We start from the raw sequence: 18,376 nt of genomic DNA, 5'->3' as shown, positions 1-18,376 counted from the left end.
CATGATCTCTATGCGAGCCATGAAACCTCTTCGTTCTGGTATTAATGTCAGCACTAATGCTGGTTCTAATGCCAGAACATCGCCTGATTTGGCCGATCAGCAAAAACAGCTCACCGTACGCTCACTTGTCGACTGCGTTTCCGCCGGCGCCGCCGACACCGATCACGGTAATCTTCGGCTTCCAGCCTGCCGGTTTCTGTAGGGGGTGCATCATTATAATCCGTCCTATCCTCGTTCGAAGTCGCTTGTTGAGGCCTATGCCGCTTTTGCAGGCCAGCGCTTAAACAATGCACTCGCATTCACGCCGGCGAAGCCGAAGCCATTGGTGATCGCGTAATCCATGAATAGCGGCCGGGCCACCTTGGCGACGATGTCGATTCCGTCGCTGGCAGGGTCCGGTGCATTCAGATTCAGCGTTGGCGGCGCAATCTGATCGCGCAGAGCCATGATCGCAAAGATTGCTTCCAGCCCACCGGCAGCACCGAGCAGGTGACCGGTCGCTGATTTCGTGCCGCTCACCGCCAGACCGGATGCCCTCCCGAACACAGACTTGACGGCCTCGATTTCCCCACGGTCTCCAACCGGCGTGGAGGTCGCGTGAGCATTCACGTGCTGGATTTCCTGAGGAGAAATACCGGCCTGTCGGATTGCAATTTGCATGGCTCTCGCGGCACCCGATCCATCCTCAGGACCTGATGTGATGTGGTGGGCGTCGGCTGTCGTGCCGTAGCCGACCAATTCTGCCAAAGGCTCGGCACCGCGCGCAAGGGCATGGCTGAGGGATTCGATGACCAGCATGCCTGCGCCTTCGCCCATGACGAACCCGTCGCGGAGTATATCGAACGGTCGCGATGCCAGTTCAGGCGTATCGTTGAACCCCGCAGACAAGGACCGCGCAGCAGCAAAGCCGCCAAGGCTCACGATATTCATGCAGGCTTCCGTCCCGCCGCAGATGGCGATGTCGGCTTCGTTCGCACGGATGAGCCTGGCGGCGTCACCAATCGCCTGAACGCCTGCAGCGCAGGCCGTCACGGGTGCTCCAAGGGGACCCTTCAATCCATGTCGTATCGATACCTGACCTGCTGCCAGATTGACCAGAAACGACGGGATGGTGAAGGGCGACAAACGTCTTGGACCCTTTTGGTCGACAGTCCGCACAGCGTCAGTGATGGCAGGAAAGCCGCCGATCCCGGAAGCAATGATCGTCGCCGTTCGAAGGCGGTCCTCTTCCGAAATGGGCTTCCAACGCGCCTGCGCAAGTGCTTCGTCAGCCGCCGCGAGCGCGAAAAGAATAAAGCGATCGATCTTTCGCTGATCTTTCGGCGGCAGCACAAGATCAGGATCGAATCCTGCTTCTGCGTCCTCGGCGATGGATGGGACCACACCACCGATCTTGGCGGGGAGATCACCGACAACCTCGTCCGATAGGCGGCGAATCCCGGATTTTCCGGCTTTGAGCCGTGTCCAGGAGCTTGAGACATTGGTACCGAGCGGGCTCACCGCACCCATGCCTGTGACGACGATACGACGCATGATAACTCCGAGAAATTGTGTGTTGCCGGGCTGGAACGGTGGCGTCCTAGTCTTCGTCGAGAGGGGCGAGGCGCTTTACGTCATTGGCCGCCGCTTGAAGCAGACGGTCCGACATATCCGCGTCCGTCATGATCCTTGATAGCGTGACCGCGCCGACCATCAGGGACAGCACCACCATCGCCTTTTCATTGGCGTCGGGCTCGCCTTTTTTCGGCATCAGTTCCTCCAACACCTGCAGATGAGCCTCGATCCCGTCTTGGAAGGGTGTCCGGACTTCCGCCCTTTGGCGAGCTGCGTCAGAGCCAAGTGCGACGAGCGGGCATCCGTCCCCCGTTTCTCCGTGATGGTCGGCCGACAAGTAGAGACCGACGACTGCGCGCAGAGGATCCGAGCTTGAGGCTGCGACGGACGACCACCGGCGCGTTGCACTCTCCATCGCCCGACGGGATGCGAGCGCCGCGAGATCGTCTTTGGATTCGAACTGCTTATAGAAGCCGCCCTGGGTGAGGCCGGCTGCCTTCATCAGGTCTTTGAGACTGATCCCGTCAAAACCATGTTCGCGAAAGAGCCGGCTTGCCGCAGTGATCACTGCGTCTCGATTTGCTTCGGCCTGGGCTCGAGTGACTCGCATTTGACGCTCCTTTTAGATTTCATTTGACATCTATATACGTTTTAGATTTAAGTTGCAATCTATTCCAATGAATCGACCGTCAAGAAGGGTCATCACATGAAAACGAAGTTTCTCCTCTCCTCTGCGGTCGTGATCGCCGGCGCCGCCGCCGCAGCAATTGTCTTTTGGCCGACCGAGAAAGTCGCGGCAGCGGCCGATCCCCGGACCGCAATCCCATTTGTGAGTGTCGTAGAGGCAACGACGCCGGATACCGTCGCCAGAAGCTTTACCGGGACGATCGCGCCCCGCGTCCAGAGCGATCTTGGCTTTCGTGTCCCCGGCAAGATCGTCGAAAGGTTGGTGAACCTCGGTGACGCGGTGAAAGCCGGACAGCCCTTGATGAAGATCGATGAAACGGATCTGCGCCTCGCGCTGACCGCGAAACGCAATGCCGTTGCGGCGGCACAGGCAACATTCGTTCAGGCACAAGCCGACGAAAAGCGCTTCGCCGCTCTGGTGAAAAACTTGGCGGCATCCACGCAGCAGTATGAAAAGGCGAAAGCAGCTCTTGATACTGCCACCGCGCAACTTGCCGCAGCACAAGCTGACGCGAATGTCGCCGACAACGAGGCGACATATACGGTGCTGCTGGCAGACGCCGACGGAACAATTGTCGAAACGCTGGGCGAACCCGGACAGGTGGTCGCCGCCGGCCAGACGGTCATTCGGCTTGCCCAGGCCGGAGCGCGGGAGGCTCTGGTGTGGATGCCCGAAAATCTCAGGCCGGAAATCGGCGCGACCGCACAAGCCACCGTTTATGGCCGCGACGCAGAAGACAACGCGGTGCTTCGCCAGATTTCGGCTTCGGCAGAAACGCGAACCCGCACCTACGAAACGCGCTGGGTCCTGCAAGGAGGTGCGGCGACAGCGCCTTTGGGCGCAACGGTAACGATCAAGATCCCCAATAAGGATGCGCAAACCCATGCCGAGGTGCCGATCGGCGCGCTGCTGGACGACGGCAACCGTTCGGGCATCTGGGTCGTCGATAAATCCTCAACCGTTCACTTCCGGGAACTGACCGTCGAACGGCTCGGCGAGGAAGACGCGATCGTTTCCGGCTTGAAGCCGGGCGAAGTCGTCGTCGCACTTGGCGCGCATCTCCTGACCGATGGCGCGACCATTCGGACCGGTGCAGAAAAAGCAGAGGCGGCCAAGTGATGAGCTTCAATCTTTCGGCGCTGGCCGTCCGTGAGCGGGCCGTCACCCTCTTTTTCATCATCCTTCTAGCCGCAGCCGGCGTCTACGCCTTCGTAAGCCTCGGGCGCGCAGAGGATCCGTCCTTCACCATCAAGACGATGACCGTCACGAGCGTCTGGCCGGGCGCAACAGCGCGCGAGATGCAGGATCTCGTCGCGGAACCGCTGGAAAAACGTCTTCAGGAACTGACTTGGTATGATCGGGTGGAAACAACCACCCGTCCGGGCTACGCTTACCTGACGGTTACCCTCAAGGACAGCACGCCGGCCAGCGCGGTCGAGGAAGAATTCTATCAGGCGCGCAAGAAACTGGGCGACGAGGCGAGGAGCCTGCCACCTGGTGTCTTCGGGCCTTTCGTCAATGATGAGTATTCCGACGTCAGTTTCGCCCTTTACGCGTTGAAAGCCAAGGGCATGCCGATGCGTGACTTGGTTCGTCAGGCGGAAACGATCCGGCAGGACCTTCTGCATGTGCCGGGCGTGAAGAAGATCAACATTCTCGGCGAACGGCCCGAGCAGATCTTTGTTGAATTCTCTTTCGCCAAGCTCGCGACACTTGGCGTGTCGGCACAGGACATTGCGTCGGCCCTCCAAAACCAGAACACCGTCACGCCCGCCGGCTCCATCGATACACGCGGTCCGCAGGTCTTTATCCGGTTTGATGGCGCCTACAACAGCATACAGGCGATCGCCGATACACCGATCGTGGCCGGTGGCCGGACCCTGAAACTCTCCGATATCGCGGACATCCGTCGCGGCTACGAAGATCCCGCGACCTACATCATTCGACACGAAGGCGAGCCGGCGATCATGCTGGCTGCCGTGATGCAATCGGGCTGGAATGGTCTCGAACTCGGCAAGGCGCTTGAGGAAAGATCCGCGACGATCAGCCAGTCGCTGCCTCTCGGTATGACCCTGGCGAAGGTCAGCGACCAAGCCGTGAACATTCAGGAAGCCGTCGGCGAATTCATGATGAAGTTCGCGATGGCGCTCGGTGTCGTGCTGTTCGTCAGTCTGATCGCTCTGGGCTGGCGCGTCGGTATCGTCGTGGCACTTGCCGTTCCACTGACGCTCGCCGTGGTCTTCCTCATCATGCTGGAAACCGGACGCTTCTTCGATCGCATTACGCTTGGTGCCCTGATCCTGGCGCTCGGACTTCTGGTAGACGATGCGATCATCGCTATTGAGGTCATGGTCGTAAAGATGGAAGAGGGCATGGACCGCATCAAGGCGGCCGCCTATGCCTGGAGCCATTCCGCAGCGCCCATGCTGTCAGGCACGCTTGTCACCATTATCGGCCTGATGCCGGTCGGTTTTGCGAAATCGACGGCGGGTGAATATGCCGGCAACATTTTCTGGGTCGTCGGCTTCGCTCTCATCGTATCCTGGATCATCGCCGTGGTGTTCACACCCTATCTCGGCGTCAAGATGCTTCCTGACATCAAGCCTGTCACGGGCGGACATGGCGCCATCTATGGCACGCCGAATTACCAACGTCTTCGTGCACTCATCAAGTTCGCCGTTCGGCATAAGTTCATGACCTGCGCTGTCGTGGTCGTGGTCATGGGTATGTCCGTCGTGGGAATGGGAAGCGTTAAGCAGCAATTCTTCCCGACGTCGGATCGTCCCGAGGTGCTGGTCGAGGTTCGGCTGCCCGAAGGCACGAGTATCGAAACGACCACCGCTACGGTCGAAAAGCTCGAGAATTGGCTGCAGAAGCAGCCCGAGTCGAAGATCGTAACCAGCTATATCGGCCAGGGCGCGCCACGATTCTTCTTTGCAATGGCGCCTGAACTGCCGGATCCGGCCTTCGCCAAGATCGTAGCGCTCACCCCCGATGCCGAGGGTCGTGAAGCGCTGAAGCATCGCCTGCGTGCAGCCATCGCCGATGGACTTGCGCCGGAAGCCTCCGTTCGCGTCACGCAACTCGTGTTCGGCCCTTACACGCCGTTCCCGGTCGAGTTTCGCATTATGGGGCCTGATCCCGAGAAGCTCTATCAAATCTCGGAACAGGCACTTGCGATCATGAAAACCGTCCCGGATGTTCGCCAGTCCAATCGCGATTGGGGCAACCGCACGCCTGTCGTCCGCTTCATTCCTGACCAGGAGAGGCTTAATCTCATCGGCCTGTCGCCCGCCGAAGCCGCCCAACAGTTGCAGCTTCTGCTAACGGGCGTTCCTATAACCCAGGTTCGTGAAAACATCCGCAACGTCCCGGTTGTTGCGCGCAGCGGCGGTGACAATCGTCTTGATCCCTCAAAGCTCTCGGACTTCTCACTGATCAGCAGGGACGGAAGGGCAATTCCGCTCGATCAGATCGGTCACTCAGAGGTCAGCTTCGAAGAGCCGATCATGAAGCGCCGTGACCGCACGCCGGTCATCACCGTCCGGTCCGACATCAGCGAGGCAACGCAGCCGCCGGAAGTGTCGAAAGCCGTCATGCAAGCCCTGCAGCCATTGATCACCTCGCTGCCTCTGGGTTATCGGATCGAAATGGGCGGCAATATCGAGGAATCGCTCAAGGCAAACACCGCCCTCGCCAAAATCTTCCCCTTGATGATCGCAGCGACGCTGATCGTGATCGTTCTTCAAGTCCGCAGCCTGTCGACCATGACCATGGTCATACTGACGGCGCCGCTTGGCCTTGCCGGCGCGGTCCCGGCATTGCTCCTCTTCAATCAGCCCTTCGGCTTCAACGCGATCCTGGGACTGATCGGCCTTGCAGGTATCCTGATGCGAAACACCCTCATCCTGACCGAGCAGATCAAGGAAAACCAGGCGGCAGGTCTGGACGACTATCACGCTGTCATCGAAGCGACCGTGCAACGAACCCGCCCGGTGATCCTGACGGCGCTTGCCGCGGTGCTCGCCTTCATTCCGCTGACCCATTCGGTGTTCTGGGGATCGATGGCCTACACGCTGATCGGCGGCACGGCGGTCGGCACCGTGATGATCCTGCTGTTCCTGCCGGCGCTTTATGCAGCTTGGTTCCGGATCAAGCCGACAGCGGAAAACGACATGCACCAAGACCATGGAGCGATCCAGTCGGGGGCTAGTCAGACGGAACCGAAGATGCATCTCGCGGCGGAGTGATGCGATGACTTACTCCGAAGCGTCGCTGATGCTTCGGAGTAGTCGAACGGTAACCATCAGGTCCGCCTCCAGCCCCGGCAGCGCCGGGATCAGCTGTCAACCACCCCACGCTAAACGAAGAATAGGAGCGACATGACCCCGATCGTATCAATTTTCAGAAACCCTCCCGATGGCGGCCGGGGTTTTCACCGGGATATGCGCGTGCGATGGGCGCTTGAGGAAGTTGGGCAGCCCTATGAGCTGCGATTGCTGACTTTTTCCGAAATGCGCCGTCCTGAATACCGCGAGCTTCATCCTTTTGGGCAGATGCCGACCTATGAGGACGGGGATCTCGTGCTTTTTGAGTCAGGTGCGATCGTCCATCACATCGCACACAATTTTCCTGGCCTGCTCCCGCTCGATCCAAACGCCAGGTCTCGGGCGATCATGTGGATGTTTGCGGCGTTGAACACAATCGAGCCTTGCGTCTCATCCGATGGCACCGACTATCTGCCTGTTCGGCTTAGGGAGCTTTCCTCGAAACTTGGCAATGCTGATTGGCTGGAAGGAGAATTCAGTGCCGCGGACCTGTTGATGGTGTCAGTGCTGCGAGCGCTGCGCGGCACCGAATTCCTCGAGAACAACCCAAACCTTAAGAGTTACGTCGCACGCGGTGAAGGGCGGCCGGCATTTCGACGGGCGCTGACAACGTCTGCACCTGTGGTTCGATCAGCATGACTGCCCGAACGACGCACGCAAAAATCTTCTCATGGCCGTGGGGCATGTCGAGCACTTGAAGGAGATCTGTATGTCATATGAAACCAGCAGAATTTTCGTGATTGGTGCCACCGGAGCACAAGGAATGTCGGTGGTAAAGGGCCTGGTCGCTGACGGCAAATACGACGTTCTGGCACTTACCCGAGACGGTACGTCGGAGCGCGCGAGACAACTCGAGCAGATGGGCAATGTCTGCTTAATAGAGGGTTCATTCGCTGACGAAGAGGTTCTCCGCAAAGGCTTCCGTGCTTGCAATGGAGCTTTTGTCAATATCGACGGGTTCAACACGGGCGAGAAAACAGAAACCTATCTCGCGATGAGGACCTATGAAATCGCGATCGAGGAGGGGGTCAGGTTCTTCGTTTTCGGCAACCTCGACTATGTGCTGAAAAAGTCAGGATATGATTCGCGTTTCCGAACCGGCCACTATGACGGCAAGGGGCGCGTCGCAGAATGGATTCTGTCGCAAAACAAAGCCAATGCCGACAGGATGGGCGCGGCGATTTTTACGACCGGGCCGTACATGGAGATGGCGTTCTCGCCCTTTACGCCGATGACGCCCAGAATTGAGGAGGGCGTTGTTACCTGGAGGGTGCCGCTTGGGCGTGGAGCCGTTGTCCATGTCTCACTGGAAGATTGCGCATATTATGTCCGTTGGCTTTTCGACAACACCGAACGGTCTGTCGGAATGGACCTTGAGGTTGCCATCGAACATGTACGTTACGACGAACTCGCTGCGGCGTTCGAGCGTGTGACGGGACATCCCGCACGTTACATCGATACGGATGTTCATCAGTATTTCGGCGGGCCGCTCAAGAACGCGGCAGATCGGCCGGCCGGTTACAATGCGGATCCCGCCGATAGGAGCACGATGAGTTTCAGGGACAACTTCACGGGCTTCTGGAACATGTGGAAGCATGACATCATCGAACGCGATTATCAGCTTCTTGATGACATCCATCCCAACAGATTGAAGTCGGCCGAGCAGTGGATACGGCGCCATGAGGAACTTGCTCGCCTAAACGGTTCACCCTTGCTCTGGGACAAGCTTCAGCCCGAGGCGTTGCAAAACAGCTTTTCGATTCTGAAAAGCAGCGAAGATAGGCAAAGAGGAAATGTTGGCGGCCTCTGACACCTTGGCGATGCCAAGCGATGGCCCGAGGTCACGCCGCGAAGACGCTGAAATCAGGAACCTTATTCTTGATCATGCCGAGGCATATATCCGCCGTATTGGCCACAAGAAAACCAACGTCGCCGATATAGCAGATAACCTGGACATGAGCCGGGCGAACATCTATCGCTTTTTCCCAACAAGAGCGGCCATAGACCATGGCGTTTTTGCCAGGCTTACCGACGACACGCTGTCGGCGATCACTCATATCGCCGGCGGGCCTGATACCGCACCGGCAAGGCTGGTTACGATCCTTCAAGTCCTTCATCGTCGGGTTCGCGAAGATCTTATCCATGCGCCGAATATCCACGCGCTCTACGTCGCAGCTTACTTGGACAATTGGACAGTAACGCGCCTCTATCTTCAACGATTGACCGCAATTCTCGCAAAAATCCTCCGCGAGATGAATGCATCATCTAAACTGAGCATCGATGGTTCAGCGGAAACCGCACAAGCTGTTGTCGACGCTATGAATCCGTTTCTGCATCCTCTTCTGGTTCAACTACGCCTAAAAAGCCAGAGTGATGTCGACATGGAACTGAGAGGCCAGATCGCATTCGTCCTGAGGGCCCTAGGCGCTCCTTCCATTTTGTTGAAGATGCCTGGAACCACTTCAAACGATACGAGCGCTGCCTCAGCAGGGTCATATTCGACGCCGACCACTTCAATATGACACATTCGGCCGCGCTGCAGGCGATGAACCGATCCGGACCACGGGGAAGTTCATCAGGGCCGGCTACGAGCTATCGATACGGTCGCCCCTTCAGGAGCGAGGAGTTGGTCGTGCTTGTGTTTCCATAAATATGCGCAGGCTTCAGAGGCCCTCCAAATTCGACAAATTTTACAAGTCTCCGTACACTCGGGCCCCGCAACCAAACTTCCATATCCCCAAAAGCCCGCTGCAAAGCGGGCTTTTTGCGTTTCTGGCGAGCAGAACCTTGGGGGCGCTCATAATCCCAACTGTTTATCAGCGCAGCTCAAACGAACACATGTCCTTGCAAGTTGTCATCGATTTTCGAGCGATGACGATACAGTTGCAAAAAGGATAATATTCTAATATACCTAGGTTCAGGCGCTTCTTATATTTCTATGACAGCAAGCAACGTCCGTCCATTCGGCGGCGCCTATTATCCTATTCAGAGGGCAGCTCGATTTCATGAAGTAGATCAGAGATTTATAGGGGGGAATCATGCGAAAATGGGGATCTTCTCTACTGACGTCTGCATATGGGAGGCATCGTCTTCTATCGGCAATCTCCGTGTTGGCCGCGTTCTGCGCGGTGGTGCTCTTTGCCGGGGTTGCATCCGCGCAGGCGCCGACTGAAGAGCAGCGTGATGCAATCAGGGCAGAATGCCGTTCCGATTTCATGGCGAAATGCTCCGGGGTGACGCCGGGCGGTATCGAGGCGCTGACCTGCCTGCAGCAGCATAGCGCTACGCTTTCGGAAGGCTGCCGGAAGGCAGTTTCTGCGGTGAACGTCAAACCCAAGTCGACATCTGCGGAGCCGGCGCCAGCGGCACCTGCAAATACCGCGGCGACCACCCCGGCACCTGCGACCGGCGCGCCGGCGCATAAGCCGACGCAGGCGCAGCGCAATGCGGTCAAATCGGCCTGTCAGCGCGATTTCATGGCGCAATGTTCCGGTGTCACGCCGGGCGGTGCGGCGGCTCTCAGCTGTCTGCAACAGCATAATGCCGCTCTGTCGGCACCATGTCAGCAAGCCGTTGCGGCATTGGAGGGATCGGGGGCGCCGCCGGCCGGCGATGCGGCCGCCACCGGTGCGATCACGCCGGCCCCTCGGGCGATGATGCCGGCCTTCTCCCCCCGTGAGGAAGTGATGATCCTGCGGGAAACCTGCGGAGCGGACTTCCGGGCCTTGTGCCGCATGGTGCCTTTGGGGGGAGGGCGGGGCATTGCCTGCCTGCGCGACAATCTGCAGCGCGTATCTCCAGCCTGTCATCGCGTGTTGACTGCGGGATTGTAGCGCCCGTTCGGAACTTTCTCTCAGAGTCGTCGCGCAGCATCCTGAAATTCGGTGCGCGATCCCACAGAGGCCGGCGGCACGCGTTGGCCGCCTGCATGCGTTGCATCTTTCACATTCCATGTCCGGCTGCGGAATATCCGACAGCTGCCATCTGCAATTCGATGAAATCAATGACACGAACGAAAGGCATTGCCATGTCATCGACTTTTTCTTTCCCGCGGTTGAAGCGGATCCTCCTCTATGCCTCGCTTGCGGTTAGCCTCGCACCGCCGACGAGCGCGTGGGCAGATGATGCGAAGGCGCTTTTAAAGACGATGTCCGATTTTCTGACGGCGCAGAAGACGATCTCCTTCACCTATCAATCGTCGCTCGAAGCGGTGACGCCCGATTTCGAGAAACTCCAGTTCGTGAGTTCGGGAACAGCCAACCTGACCCGCCCCGACAAGCTGCGTGTCACGAGAACCGGTGGTTTTGCCGACCTCGACGTGAGTTTCGACGGTTCGTCGTTGACGGTTCACGGCAAGAACCTCGACGCCTATGCCAAGATCGATGGCAAGGGTTCGCTGGATGATCTGATCGACAGGCTGATGGCCGCAGGTGTCGAAGCCCCGGGCGCCGATCTTTTATCCTCCAACGTCTATGACGTGCTCATGTCGGATGTGGAGGAGGCCAAGCATATTTCCAGCGCTTTCGTGGATGGGGTCGAATGCGAATATCTGGCCTTCCGAACGCCCGAGATCGATTGGCAGATCTGGATACAGAGCGGCCCGCAACCGATACCCCGCCGTTACGTCATCACCAGCAAGCATGTCGTGCAGGCGCCGCAATACACGCTCGAAATCAGCGACTTCAAAAGCGGAGCGGATGTCGCGGCCGTTTCCTACACCATCGAGGTTCCAGCCAGCGCAAAGACGGTCGATCTCAGTGAACTGCAATCCCTTGATGAACTGCCTGAGGCTGCCAGTATGGGAGAGGTAAAATGACCTATAGGAAGCTGTTCTTCGCCCTCGGCCTGGCCGGCGTTCTGGCATTCACCGGCTTTCACATCGAGGAGCAGGTATCCGGGCCATTGTCGATCGGCTTTACCACGCCGGCCGGCGCCGTCATCGGCAGGCCGCTGACGCCGCTCTCTTATGCGGGCGTGGCACGCCGGACGACGCGGCGGGTCGTCACACGCACGACGACGACCATCGCCGTGCTGCCGGCAGGCTGCCGTTATGGTCCCTATTACGGCGGCTATTATTATCGCTGCGGCGGTTATTATTACGCCAAGAGCGGCAACGTCTATGTGCAGGTGATCGTCCAGTAGCTGCTGCGGTCGCTTACCCGACGTTCGATATCTCCACTTCCGCCACGCTCGCGGCCGTATTTGCGGGCGCGCCGCGCCGCTTCCAGTGCTCCTCGAAGCGCTGCAGCAGCACGTAGAAGGACGGAACGAAGAGGATGGCGAGGCAGGTCGAGGCGATCATGCCGCTGAAGACCGATATGCCGATCGACTTGCGGGCCGATGCGCCGGCGCCCGTGGCCAGCACGAGCGGCAGGACACCGAGGATAAAGGCGAAGGACGTCATCAGGATCGGCCGGAAACGCAGGCGGGCGGCCTCGACGGCCGCGTCGAGGATTTCCATGCCCTCCGCCCGTTTTTCCCGCGCATATTCGACGATGAGAATGGCATTCTTGGCTGCGAGCGCGATCAGCAGGATAAGACCGATCTGCGTGTAGAGATTGTTAGCGACACCCGCCGCCGTCAGTGCCGCCACCGTGCCGAGCAGGGCGAGCGGCACGGCTAGGATGACCGCCAGCGGCAGGATCCAGCTTTCATATTGGCCGGCGAGTACGAAATAGACGAGCAGCATGGCGAGCGCGAAGATGAAGTAGATCTGCCCGCCGACGGCCTTCTCCTGATAGGAAAGCGCCGTCCATTCGAAACCGGTTCCGATTGGCAATGTATGATCGGCGATCTGCTCCATCACCTCGAGCGACTGGCCGGAGCTGAAACCGGCGGCCGGTCCGCCGACGATGGTCGCGGTCGGATAGAGATTGTAGAGGCTGATCAGCGAGGGACCTTGCGTCGTGGTGACATTGACGACCGTGCCGAGCGGCACCATCGTCCCGTCGCCGGCCTTGACCTTCAGATTGCGGATATCGTCAGGGCTGACGCGGAAATCGGATGCGGCTTGCGCATAGACCTGGAAAGTGCGGCCGAATTTGTTGAACTGGGTGACATAGCTCGATCCGACATAGCCGGAGAGGGCGGAGAAGACCTGGCCCACCGTAATGCCCAGCGTCTCCGCCTTGACGCGATCGACGGAGACGGCAAGCTGCGGCACATTGGAGCGGAAAGGCGTGCTCAGCCGCTGCAGCGATGACTGGGCATTGCCGTTCTTGACGATCGTGTCGGCCAGCGATTGCAGCAGCGGATAGTCGGATACGCCGTTGCGGAGTTCGACCTGCATGGTAAAGCCGTTGGCATTGCCGACGCCCTGGATCGGCGGCGGCACGACCACCAGCGTTTTTGCACTCAGCACATGCTGCAAGGCATCGTTCAGATGCTGATAGATCGACAGCAGGTCCTGGCCCTTCTGCTTGCCGCGCTCGTCCCAATCCTTGAGAACGACATAGGCGACGCCAGCATTCTGCAGGCTGGCATTGTTGTCGAGAACGGAAAGGCCGCTGATGGTCAGCACCTGATCGACGCCAGGCGTGGCTTCGGCGATCTTGCCGACCTCTTCCATGACGGCATCGGTGCGTTCCTTCGAGGCGCCGTCGGGCAATTGCGCGCTGATCAGTACATAGCCCTGATCCTCGATCGGCAGGAATGCGGTCGGCAGGCGCGTCAGCCCCCAGACGGCGACGCCGATCAGCGCGAGCGCTGCGATGGCCATGAGGCCGCTATGGCGGGTCATCGATCCGATCAGGCCGGCATAATGGCGTTCTCCCCAATCATAGCCCCTGTTGAAGCTGCGATAGACGACGTTGCGCTTCTCGGCGGGCACCGGCGCTCGCAGCCAGAGGGCGCATTGCGTCGGTTTGAGCGTGACGGCATTGATGGCGCTGATCAGCGCGGTCGCGGCAATGACAAGCGCGAACTGCCTGTAGAGCTGGCCGGTCAGCCCGGGCAGGAAGGCAGCGGGAATGAAAACGGCCATCAGCACCAAAGTGATGCCGATGACGGGGCCAAGCAGTTCCTCCATCGCTTTCTCGGCCGCCTTTCGGCCTGACATGCCCGCCTCGATGTGCCGGGCCACGCCTTCGACGATGACGATGGCATCATCGACGACGATACCGATGGCGAGAACGATGGCAAACAGCGTCGACAGGTTGACGGTGAAGCCTAAGGCCGCCATGGCCGCGAAGGCGCCGATGATGGTGACGGGGACGGTGGTCGCCGGCACCAGCATTGCCCGCCAATCCTGCAGGAAAACCAGAATGACGATGAGAACGAGCACACCAGCCTCGATCAGGGTGACGTAAACCTCGTCGATGGAGGCCTTGACGAATTTCGTCGTGTCGAACGGCACGTGGTATTCAAGGCCCGGCGGAAAACTCTTGGAGAGCTCCTCCATCTTCGCATCCACCGCCTGCGCCACGGCAATGGCGTTTGCCTCCGGCAGCTGGAAAATACCGATGCCGGCCGCCGGCCGGCCGTTCTGCGTGAAGGATTGGCTGTAGGTCTGGGCGCCGAGTTCGACGCGGCCGATATCGCGGACGCGCGTGATGCGGCCGCCCTGTCCGCTTTCGACCTTGACGATGATGTTCTCGTAGTCGGCGGCCTCGTTCAGCCGGCCATTGACGTTCAGCGTGTATTGAAAGACCTGCCCTTGCGGCACCGGCGGAATGCCGATCTGGCCGGCGGTGACCTCCTGGCTTTGCTGCTGCACGACATTGACCACATCCTGCGGCGTCAGGCCGCGAGCCTGCAGCAGGTTCGGATCCATCCAGATCCGCATGGCATATTGGCCGGCGCCGAACACCGTCACGTTGCCGACGCCAGGCAGACGAGCGAGTTCGTTCTGCAGATTGATGACGGCGTAGTTCGACAAGAACAGGCTGTCATAGCGGCTGTCGGGCGAGGTCAGGCTGACGAAGCCGAGGATCGCCGTCGATTTCTTCTGCGTCGTCACGCCCTGAAGCTGCACCGCTTCGGGAAGCGACGACATTGCAATAGCGACGCGGTTCTGCACCAGAACCTGGGCCTGATCCGGATCCGTTCCGATGGCAAAGGTCACGATCAGCGAATAGGTGCCGTCGCTGGCGCTGGTCGACTGCATGTAGAGCATGTCCTGCACGCCGTTGACCTGCTGCTCGATCGGCAGCGCGACGGTGTCGACGAGGGTCTGGGCGCTGGCGCCGGGGAAGCGCGTCGTCACCTGCACCGTCGGCGGGACGACATTCGGATATTGCGCCACAGGCAGCTGGAACAGGGCGACCGCGCCGACCAGCACGAAAACCAATGCCAGGACGTTGGCAAGTACCGGTCGCTCGATGAAGAAACGCGAGATCATGCTGTTGCCTCAGACGTTCAGAGGAAGCGTGGTGGCGAATTCATTGCGTGGTGGTATTGGCCTTGGCATCGCCGGCGGCATTGGCCGTCGGGTTCATTTCGATCTTGTCGGGCGTGACCTTGCTGCCGGGAATGGCCTGCTGGATCCCTTGAGTCACCACCCAGTCGGCCGGGTCGAGGCCGGATTGAATGACCCGGAGCGCACCTTCCCGCTGGCCGGTCTTGACCTGCTTCTGCTCGACGACGTCGTCCTTGCCGAGAACGAGCACGTAGCTGCCGAGCTGGTTGGTTCCGATCGTATCGTCGCGCACCAGCAGAGCCTTGTCGTTGTGGCCGACCGGCACCCGAACGCGCACGAAGAGGCCGGGCAGCATGGCGTGATCCTTGTTGTCGAACAGAGCACGGACCTGGAGCGTGCCCGTGGAGGCGTCGAGCTGAGGCGATACGTAATCGAGATGTCCCTTGTGCGGGTAGCCTTCCTCCGTCTGCAGGCCGATCTCCGCTGGGATGCTCGGAAGGTCCGTCTGCCTGAAGGTATGTCCCTGCTTTGCCAGGGTTTCCTTGATCATCAGCACCTGCGTTTCGCTGACGTTGAAATAGGCATACAGCGGATCGGTCTGGACGATGCTGGCGAGTTTGGTGGGGCCGGACACGCCGACCAGCGTGCCGATATCGACGAGATGATCGGTGACGATGCCGTCGAAGGGGGCGAGCACCTCGGTATAGCCGAGATTGATGGTCGCGAGTTCGACATTGGCCTGGGCGTTGAGGATGGCGGCATTCGCCTCGTCGAGCGTCGCCTTGGCGCTGTCGACCGCGGTCTGGGTGGTAACCTGTTGTTTCATCAGATTGAGCTGCCGGTCATATTCCTGCTTTGCGCCGACCTGCGAGGCCTGCTGCGAGGCAAGCGATGCTTTCGCCTGATCCAGTTGCGCCTGGTAGGTATCGCGCTCGATGCTGAAAAGCTTGGTGCCCTTCTTCACCATCATGCCGTCCTGATAGTCAATGGATTGGATATAGCCCTGGACGCGCGCCTCGATATCGACGGCATTGAGCGGCGCGGTATTGCCGGTGAGTTCGAAATAGAGGGTGACCGGCTGCTGGACCGGCTGGGCGACGCGAACCGAGGCTGGCGGAGGGGGAACGTAAGTGTTGCCGCTTTCCTCGCAGCCGGCGAGAATCGTCATGCCGGCGAGCACCACTAGGAGGTGCAGACCCTGATCCAATCTCACACGCATTGCCGCCGCCCCGATGGTTACGAGCCTCAGTCTTCATGCGTGCCTCGGCGGAGACGACCCTTCTCCGAAAAGTTCCGGGCATGCGATATTATGTCGCGGCATTGCTCCAAATTGCAATAGCTGCTGGTGCACAATTGAACTCGATCGGAATTTTGCGTTCGCGGACAACAAATGGCTATGGTTTTCCGAGCCGCATGATGGCGGACTGCAGAGGTGCGTCCGAAACACGGATCAGCCCGACATAGGGATTGGCCATATCCGAAACCAGAAAGATCGCGCCGGCGACGGACAGGGCGCAAACGAGCAGAATTGACAGCACCGTCGGGTTGGCCGGGGCCTGCAGCCCGAAGGTCGCGAAAAGCAGCGAGAGCCAGCAGACGAGAACGGCGAGGAAGGCCCAGGGCAAACCCTCTTTGCCGGATTCGACCAGCAGCCAGTGGGTCTCGGCCACCATGCCGCTGACATCCAGCGCGCGTGCCTGGAGGGAACGCTGTACGGCGTCCCTCGGCGAGAGGGATCGAAGATCGCCCTGAACCGCCTCGATATCCTGATACTCCCCCAGCGCCTTGCCGGAGGTATCGTCGGTGGTCTCGGCGGACCAGCCGCGGCTCAGCCGTTTCGCGATCAATTCACGCAGCAATTGCCGCGCCCTGTCGGTTTCCGGCCCGTATTGCGCCATGACGCGATCAAGCAGGAGAACCCGTGCCGCAGCCGTTCTCATCTCCGCTTCGGCATTGTCGTAGCTCGATTTGGCGGATGCGATCAGCAGGCCGAGCGCCAGGGCCGACAGCGTTCCCACCACCGCGGTCGCCAGCCTGATCGCATCTTTGGATTCGGCATTGAGGTGGTGATCCGGCAAGCGGCCACGCACCAGCAACCCTATCGATGTCGCCGCCGACAGAAAAACAAAGACTAATCCGCCAATCAACAGTGAGCCCAAGATCTGGTCTCCATCACGTCAAATTGCAAGCGCCGCGACGCTTGCAAGTGGTGCCATCGTTGCTGTCAACATAGCGGAAGACAGGCGGAGGGTGGAACTCTTTACTTTGTTGTGCTCGCGCGGTCGGAGGTCATTGCTGGAAAATGAGCAGCACGTAAGCCAGGAAAAGCACCAGATGGACCGCACCTTGCATGAGATGCGTGCGGCCGCTGGCGAAGGTGATGATGCTGACGGCAAGAGTGAGCAGGAGCATCACCAGATCGCCGTGTTCCAGGCCGAGTGTCACGGCGTGTCCGTAGAGCTGGCTGACAACAAGCATCGCCGGCACCGTCAGGCCGATCGTCGACAATACCGAACCGAGGAAGATGTTGACGGAGCGCTGAAGATTGTTGGCAATAGACGCGCGCACGGCGCTGATTGCCTCAGGCGTCGCGACAAGGATGGCCATGACAACACCGCCAAATGCGGTTGGCGCATGCAGGGTTTCGATAATGTAGTCGATCGGCCGCGCAAGCTGTTCGACCAGAAAGACGACGGGAGCCATATAGGCGACCAGCAGGATGGCGTGAGGCAAGACCGGTCCGTGGCGAGGGACGTGTTCACCGCGAGGTTCCTGACGGTTGCTGTCGTCAGCGAAATAGTCTCGATGGCGGCCAGCCTGAAGAAACAGAAACGTGGAATAAAGGCCGACCGATATTATACCGAGGATCAGTTGTCTCGGTGCCGATGGATGCTGTCCGTCTGGGCCTGCCAGGAATGTCGGCATGACGAGACTCAAGGTCGCCAGCGGCACGATCACCCCGAGATAGGCGTTGGCGCCCTGCAGGTTATGCTGCTGTTCCGGTCGCCGCCACGCGCCGAGCAGCAGCGACAGGCCGACCATGCCGTTCAGGATGATCATGACGACGGCAAACAGCGTGTCGCGCGCAAGCGTGGGATTGTTTTCGCCGTGCAGCATCACGGCCGATATTGCCATCACCTCGATCGAGGTGATGGCAAGCGTTAGAATGAGCGTGCCGTAAGGCTCCTTCAGCCGCTCCGCCAGACGGTCTGCGTGCCGCACGACCGCCAGAGCGGAGCCGAGCACGACGGCAAACAGCCACCCGAAAACGACCGTGAACCAAAGCGGATCGGAAAGCTGTCCGAAGAGCTGCTCCTGGAAAGCAAGAAATGCCAGGCTCGTGGCGAGGCTGACGCCGAGGAACCATTCCTCGCGCAGCAGGCTGGCAGCGCCGACGGCGCGCAATGCGGGACCGTCCGTCATCGAAACCACCCGCCTTCTGGCAAATGC

At 59.6% G+C, this 18,376-nt stretch carries 15 protein-coding genes; 9 read left to right on the top strand and 6 right to left on the bottom strand.

The window, feature by feature from the left end; translation table 11 throughout:
- The coding region (locus tag ATY75_RS34900; protein ID WP_210199557.1) for a hypothetical protein at positions 1–202 on the top strand (202 nt) is incomplete at its 5' end.
- Positions 203–255: 53 nt separating this feature from the next.
- Here the strand turns inward: ATY75_RS34900 and fabF are convergent.
- Entirely contained in the window at positions 256–1,533 is a 1,278-nt protein-coding gene (gene fabF, locus ATY75_RS23820; protein WP_088939474.1) for a beta-ketoacyl-ACP synthase II, read from the bottom strand.
- 46 nt (positions 1,534–1,579) lie between these two features.
- On the bottom strand, positions 1,580–2,164 hold the full coding sequence (locus ATY75_RS23815) for a TetR/AcrR family transcriptional regulator (RefSeq protein WP_088939473.1): 585 nt from the start codon (positions 2,162–2,164) through the stop codon (positions 1,580–1,582).
- Positions 2,165–2,260: 96 nt separating this feature from the next.
- Here ATY75_RS23815 and ATY75_RS23810 point away from each other — a divergent pair, with 96 nt between their 5' ends.
- The 8 genes from ATY75_RS23810 (at position 2,261) to ATY75_RS23770 (ending at position 11,712) form a co-directional block, all read left to right on the top strand.
- Positions 2,261–3,361: an efflux RND transporter periplasmic adaptor subunit gene (locus ATY75_RS23810; protein WP_088939472.1), complete on the top strand. Its 1,101-nt coding sequence runs from the start codon at positions 2,261–2,263 to the stop codon at positions 3,359–3,361.
- A complete protein-coding gene (locus ATY75_RS23805) occupies positions 3,361–6,492 on the top strand; it encodes an efflux RND transporter permease subunit (protein WP_088939471.1) in 3,132 nt (1,043 codons plus the stop codon). The genes ATY75_RS23810 and ATY75_RS23805 overlap by 1 nt, the downstream gene beginning before the upstream one ends.
- A 132-nt stretch (positions 6,493–6,624) precedes the next feature.
- Complete coding sequence (locus ATY75_RS23800) at positions 6,625–7,209, top strand: glutathione S-transferase family protein (protein ID WP_088939470.1); 585 nt, start codon at positions 6,625–6,627, stop codon at positions 7,207–7,209.
- A gap of 70 nt (positions 7,210–7,279) precedes the next feature.
- Positions 7,280–8,380 carry an NmrA family NAD(P)-binding protein gene (locus ATY75_RS23795; RefSeq protein ID WP_088939476.1) on the top strand — a complete coding sequence of 367 codons (1,101 nt, stop codon included), beginning with the start codon at positions 7,280–7,282 and terminating at the stop codon, positions 8,378–8,380.
- Positions 8,364–9,092, top strand: a complete 729-nt coding sequence (locus ATY75_RS23790; RefSeq protein ID WP_088939469.1) for a TetR family transcriptional regulator — start codon at positions 8,364–8,366, stop codon at positions 9,090–9,092. Before ATY75_RS23795 ends, ATY75_RS23790 begins: the two co-directional genes overlap by 17 nt.
- Before the next feature lie 516 nt (positions 9,093–9,608).
- Positions 9,609–10,403 (top strand): hypothetical protein, encoded by a 795-nt coding sequence (locus ATY75_RS23780; RefSeq protein WP_088939467.1) that lies wholly within the window; start codon positions 9,609–9,611, stop codon positions 10,401–10,403.
- 194 nt (positions 10,404–10,597) lie between these two features.
- Positions 10,598–11,386 carry a DUF2092 domain-containing protein gene (locus ATY75_RS23775; protein ID WP_088939466.1) on the top strand — a complete coding sequence of 263 codons (789 nt, stop codon included), beginning with the start codon at positions 10,598–10,600 and terminating at the stop codon, positions 11,384–11,386.
- Positions 11,383–11,712: a hypothetical protein gene (locus tag ATY75_RS23770; RefSeq protein WP_088939465.1), complete on the top strand. Its 330-nt coding sequence runs from the start codon at positions 11,383–11,385 to the stop codon at positions 11,710–11,712. The genes ATY75_RS23775 and ATY75_RS23770 overlap by 4 nt, the downstream gene beginning before the upstream one ends.
- A 13-nt stretch (positions 11,713–11,725) precedes the next feature.
- Here the strand turns inward: ATY75_RS23770 and ATY75_RS23765 are convergent, their stop codons facing one another.
- From ATY75_RS23765 to ATY75_RS23750, 4 genes are all read right to left on the bottom strand, one after another.
- Entirely contained in the window at positions 11,726–14,908 is a 3,183-nt protein-coding gene (locus ATY75_RS23765) for a multidrug efflux RND transporter permease subunit (RefSeq protein ID WP_088939464.1), read from the bottom strand.
- A gap of 40 nt (positions 14,909–14,948) precedes the next feature.
- Positions 14,949–16,145: an efflux RND transporter periplasmic adaptor subunit gene (locus ATY75_RS23760; protein WP_088939463.1), complete on the bottom strand. Its 1,197-nt coding sequence runs from the start codon at positions 16,143–16,145 to the stop codon at positions 14,949–14,951.
- Between the two features lie 175 nt (positions 16,146–16,320).
- Positions 16,321–17,085 carry a DUF4239 domain-containing protein gene (locus ATY75_RS23755; protein ID WP_088939462.1) on the bottom strand — a complete coding sequence of 255 codons (765 nt, stop codon included), beginning with the start codon at positions 17,083–17,085 and terminating at the stop codon, positions 16,321–16,323.
- Positions 17,086–17,215: 130 nt separating this feature from the next.
- Positions 17,216–18,349 (bottom strand): calcium:proton antiporter, encoded by a 1,134-nt coding sequence (locus tag ATY75_RS23750; protein ID WP_088939461.1) that lies wholly within the window; start codon positions 18,347–18,349, stop codon positions 17,216–17,218.
- Between the last annotated feature and the right edge of the window lie 27 nt (positions 18,350–18,376).

It is taken from the genome of Rhizobium sp. N122, from assembly GCF_002211295.1.
Classification (GTDB): domain Bacteria; phylum Pseudomonadota; class Alphaproteobacteria; order Rhizobiales; family Rhizobiaceae; genus Rhizobium.
The sequence above is the reverse complement of the archived record's forward strand: the minus strand, read 5'-3'. Positions and strand labels throughout refer to the sequence as shown.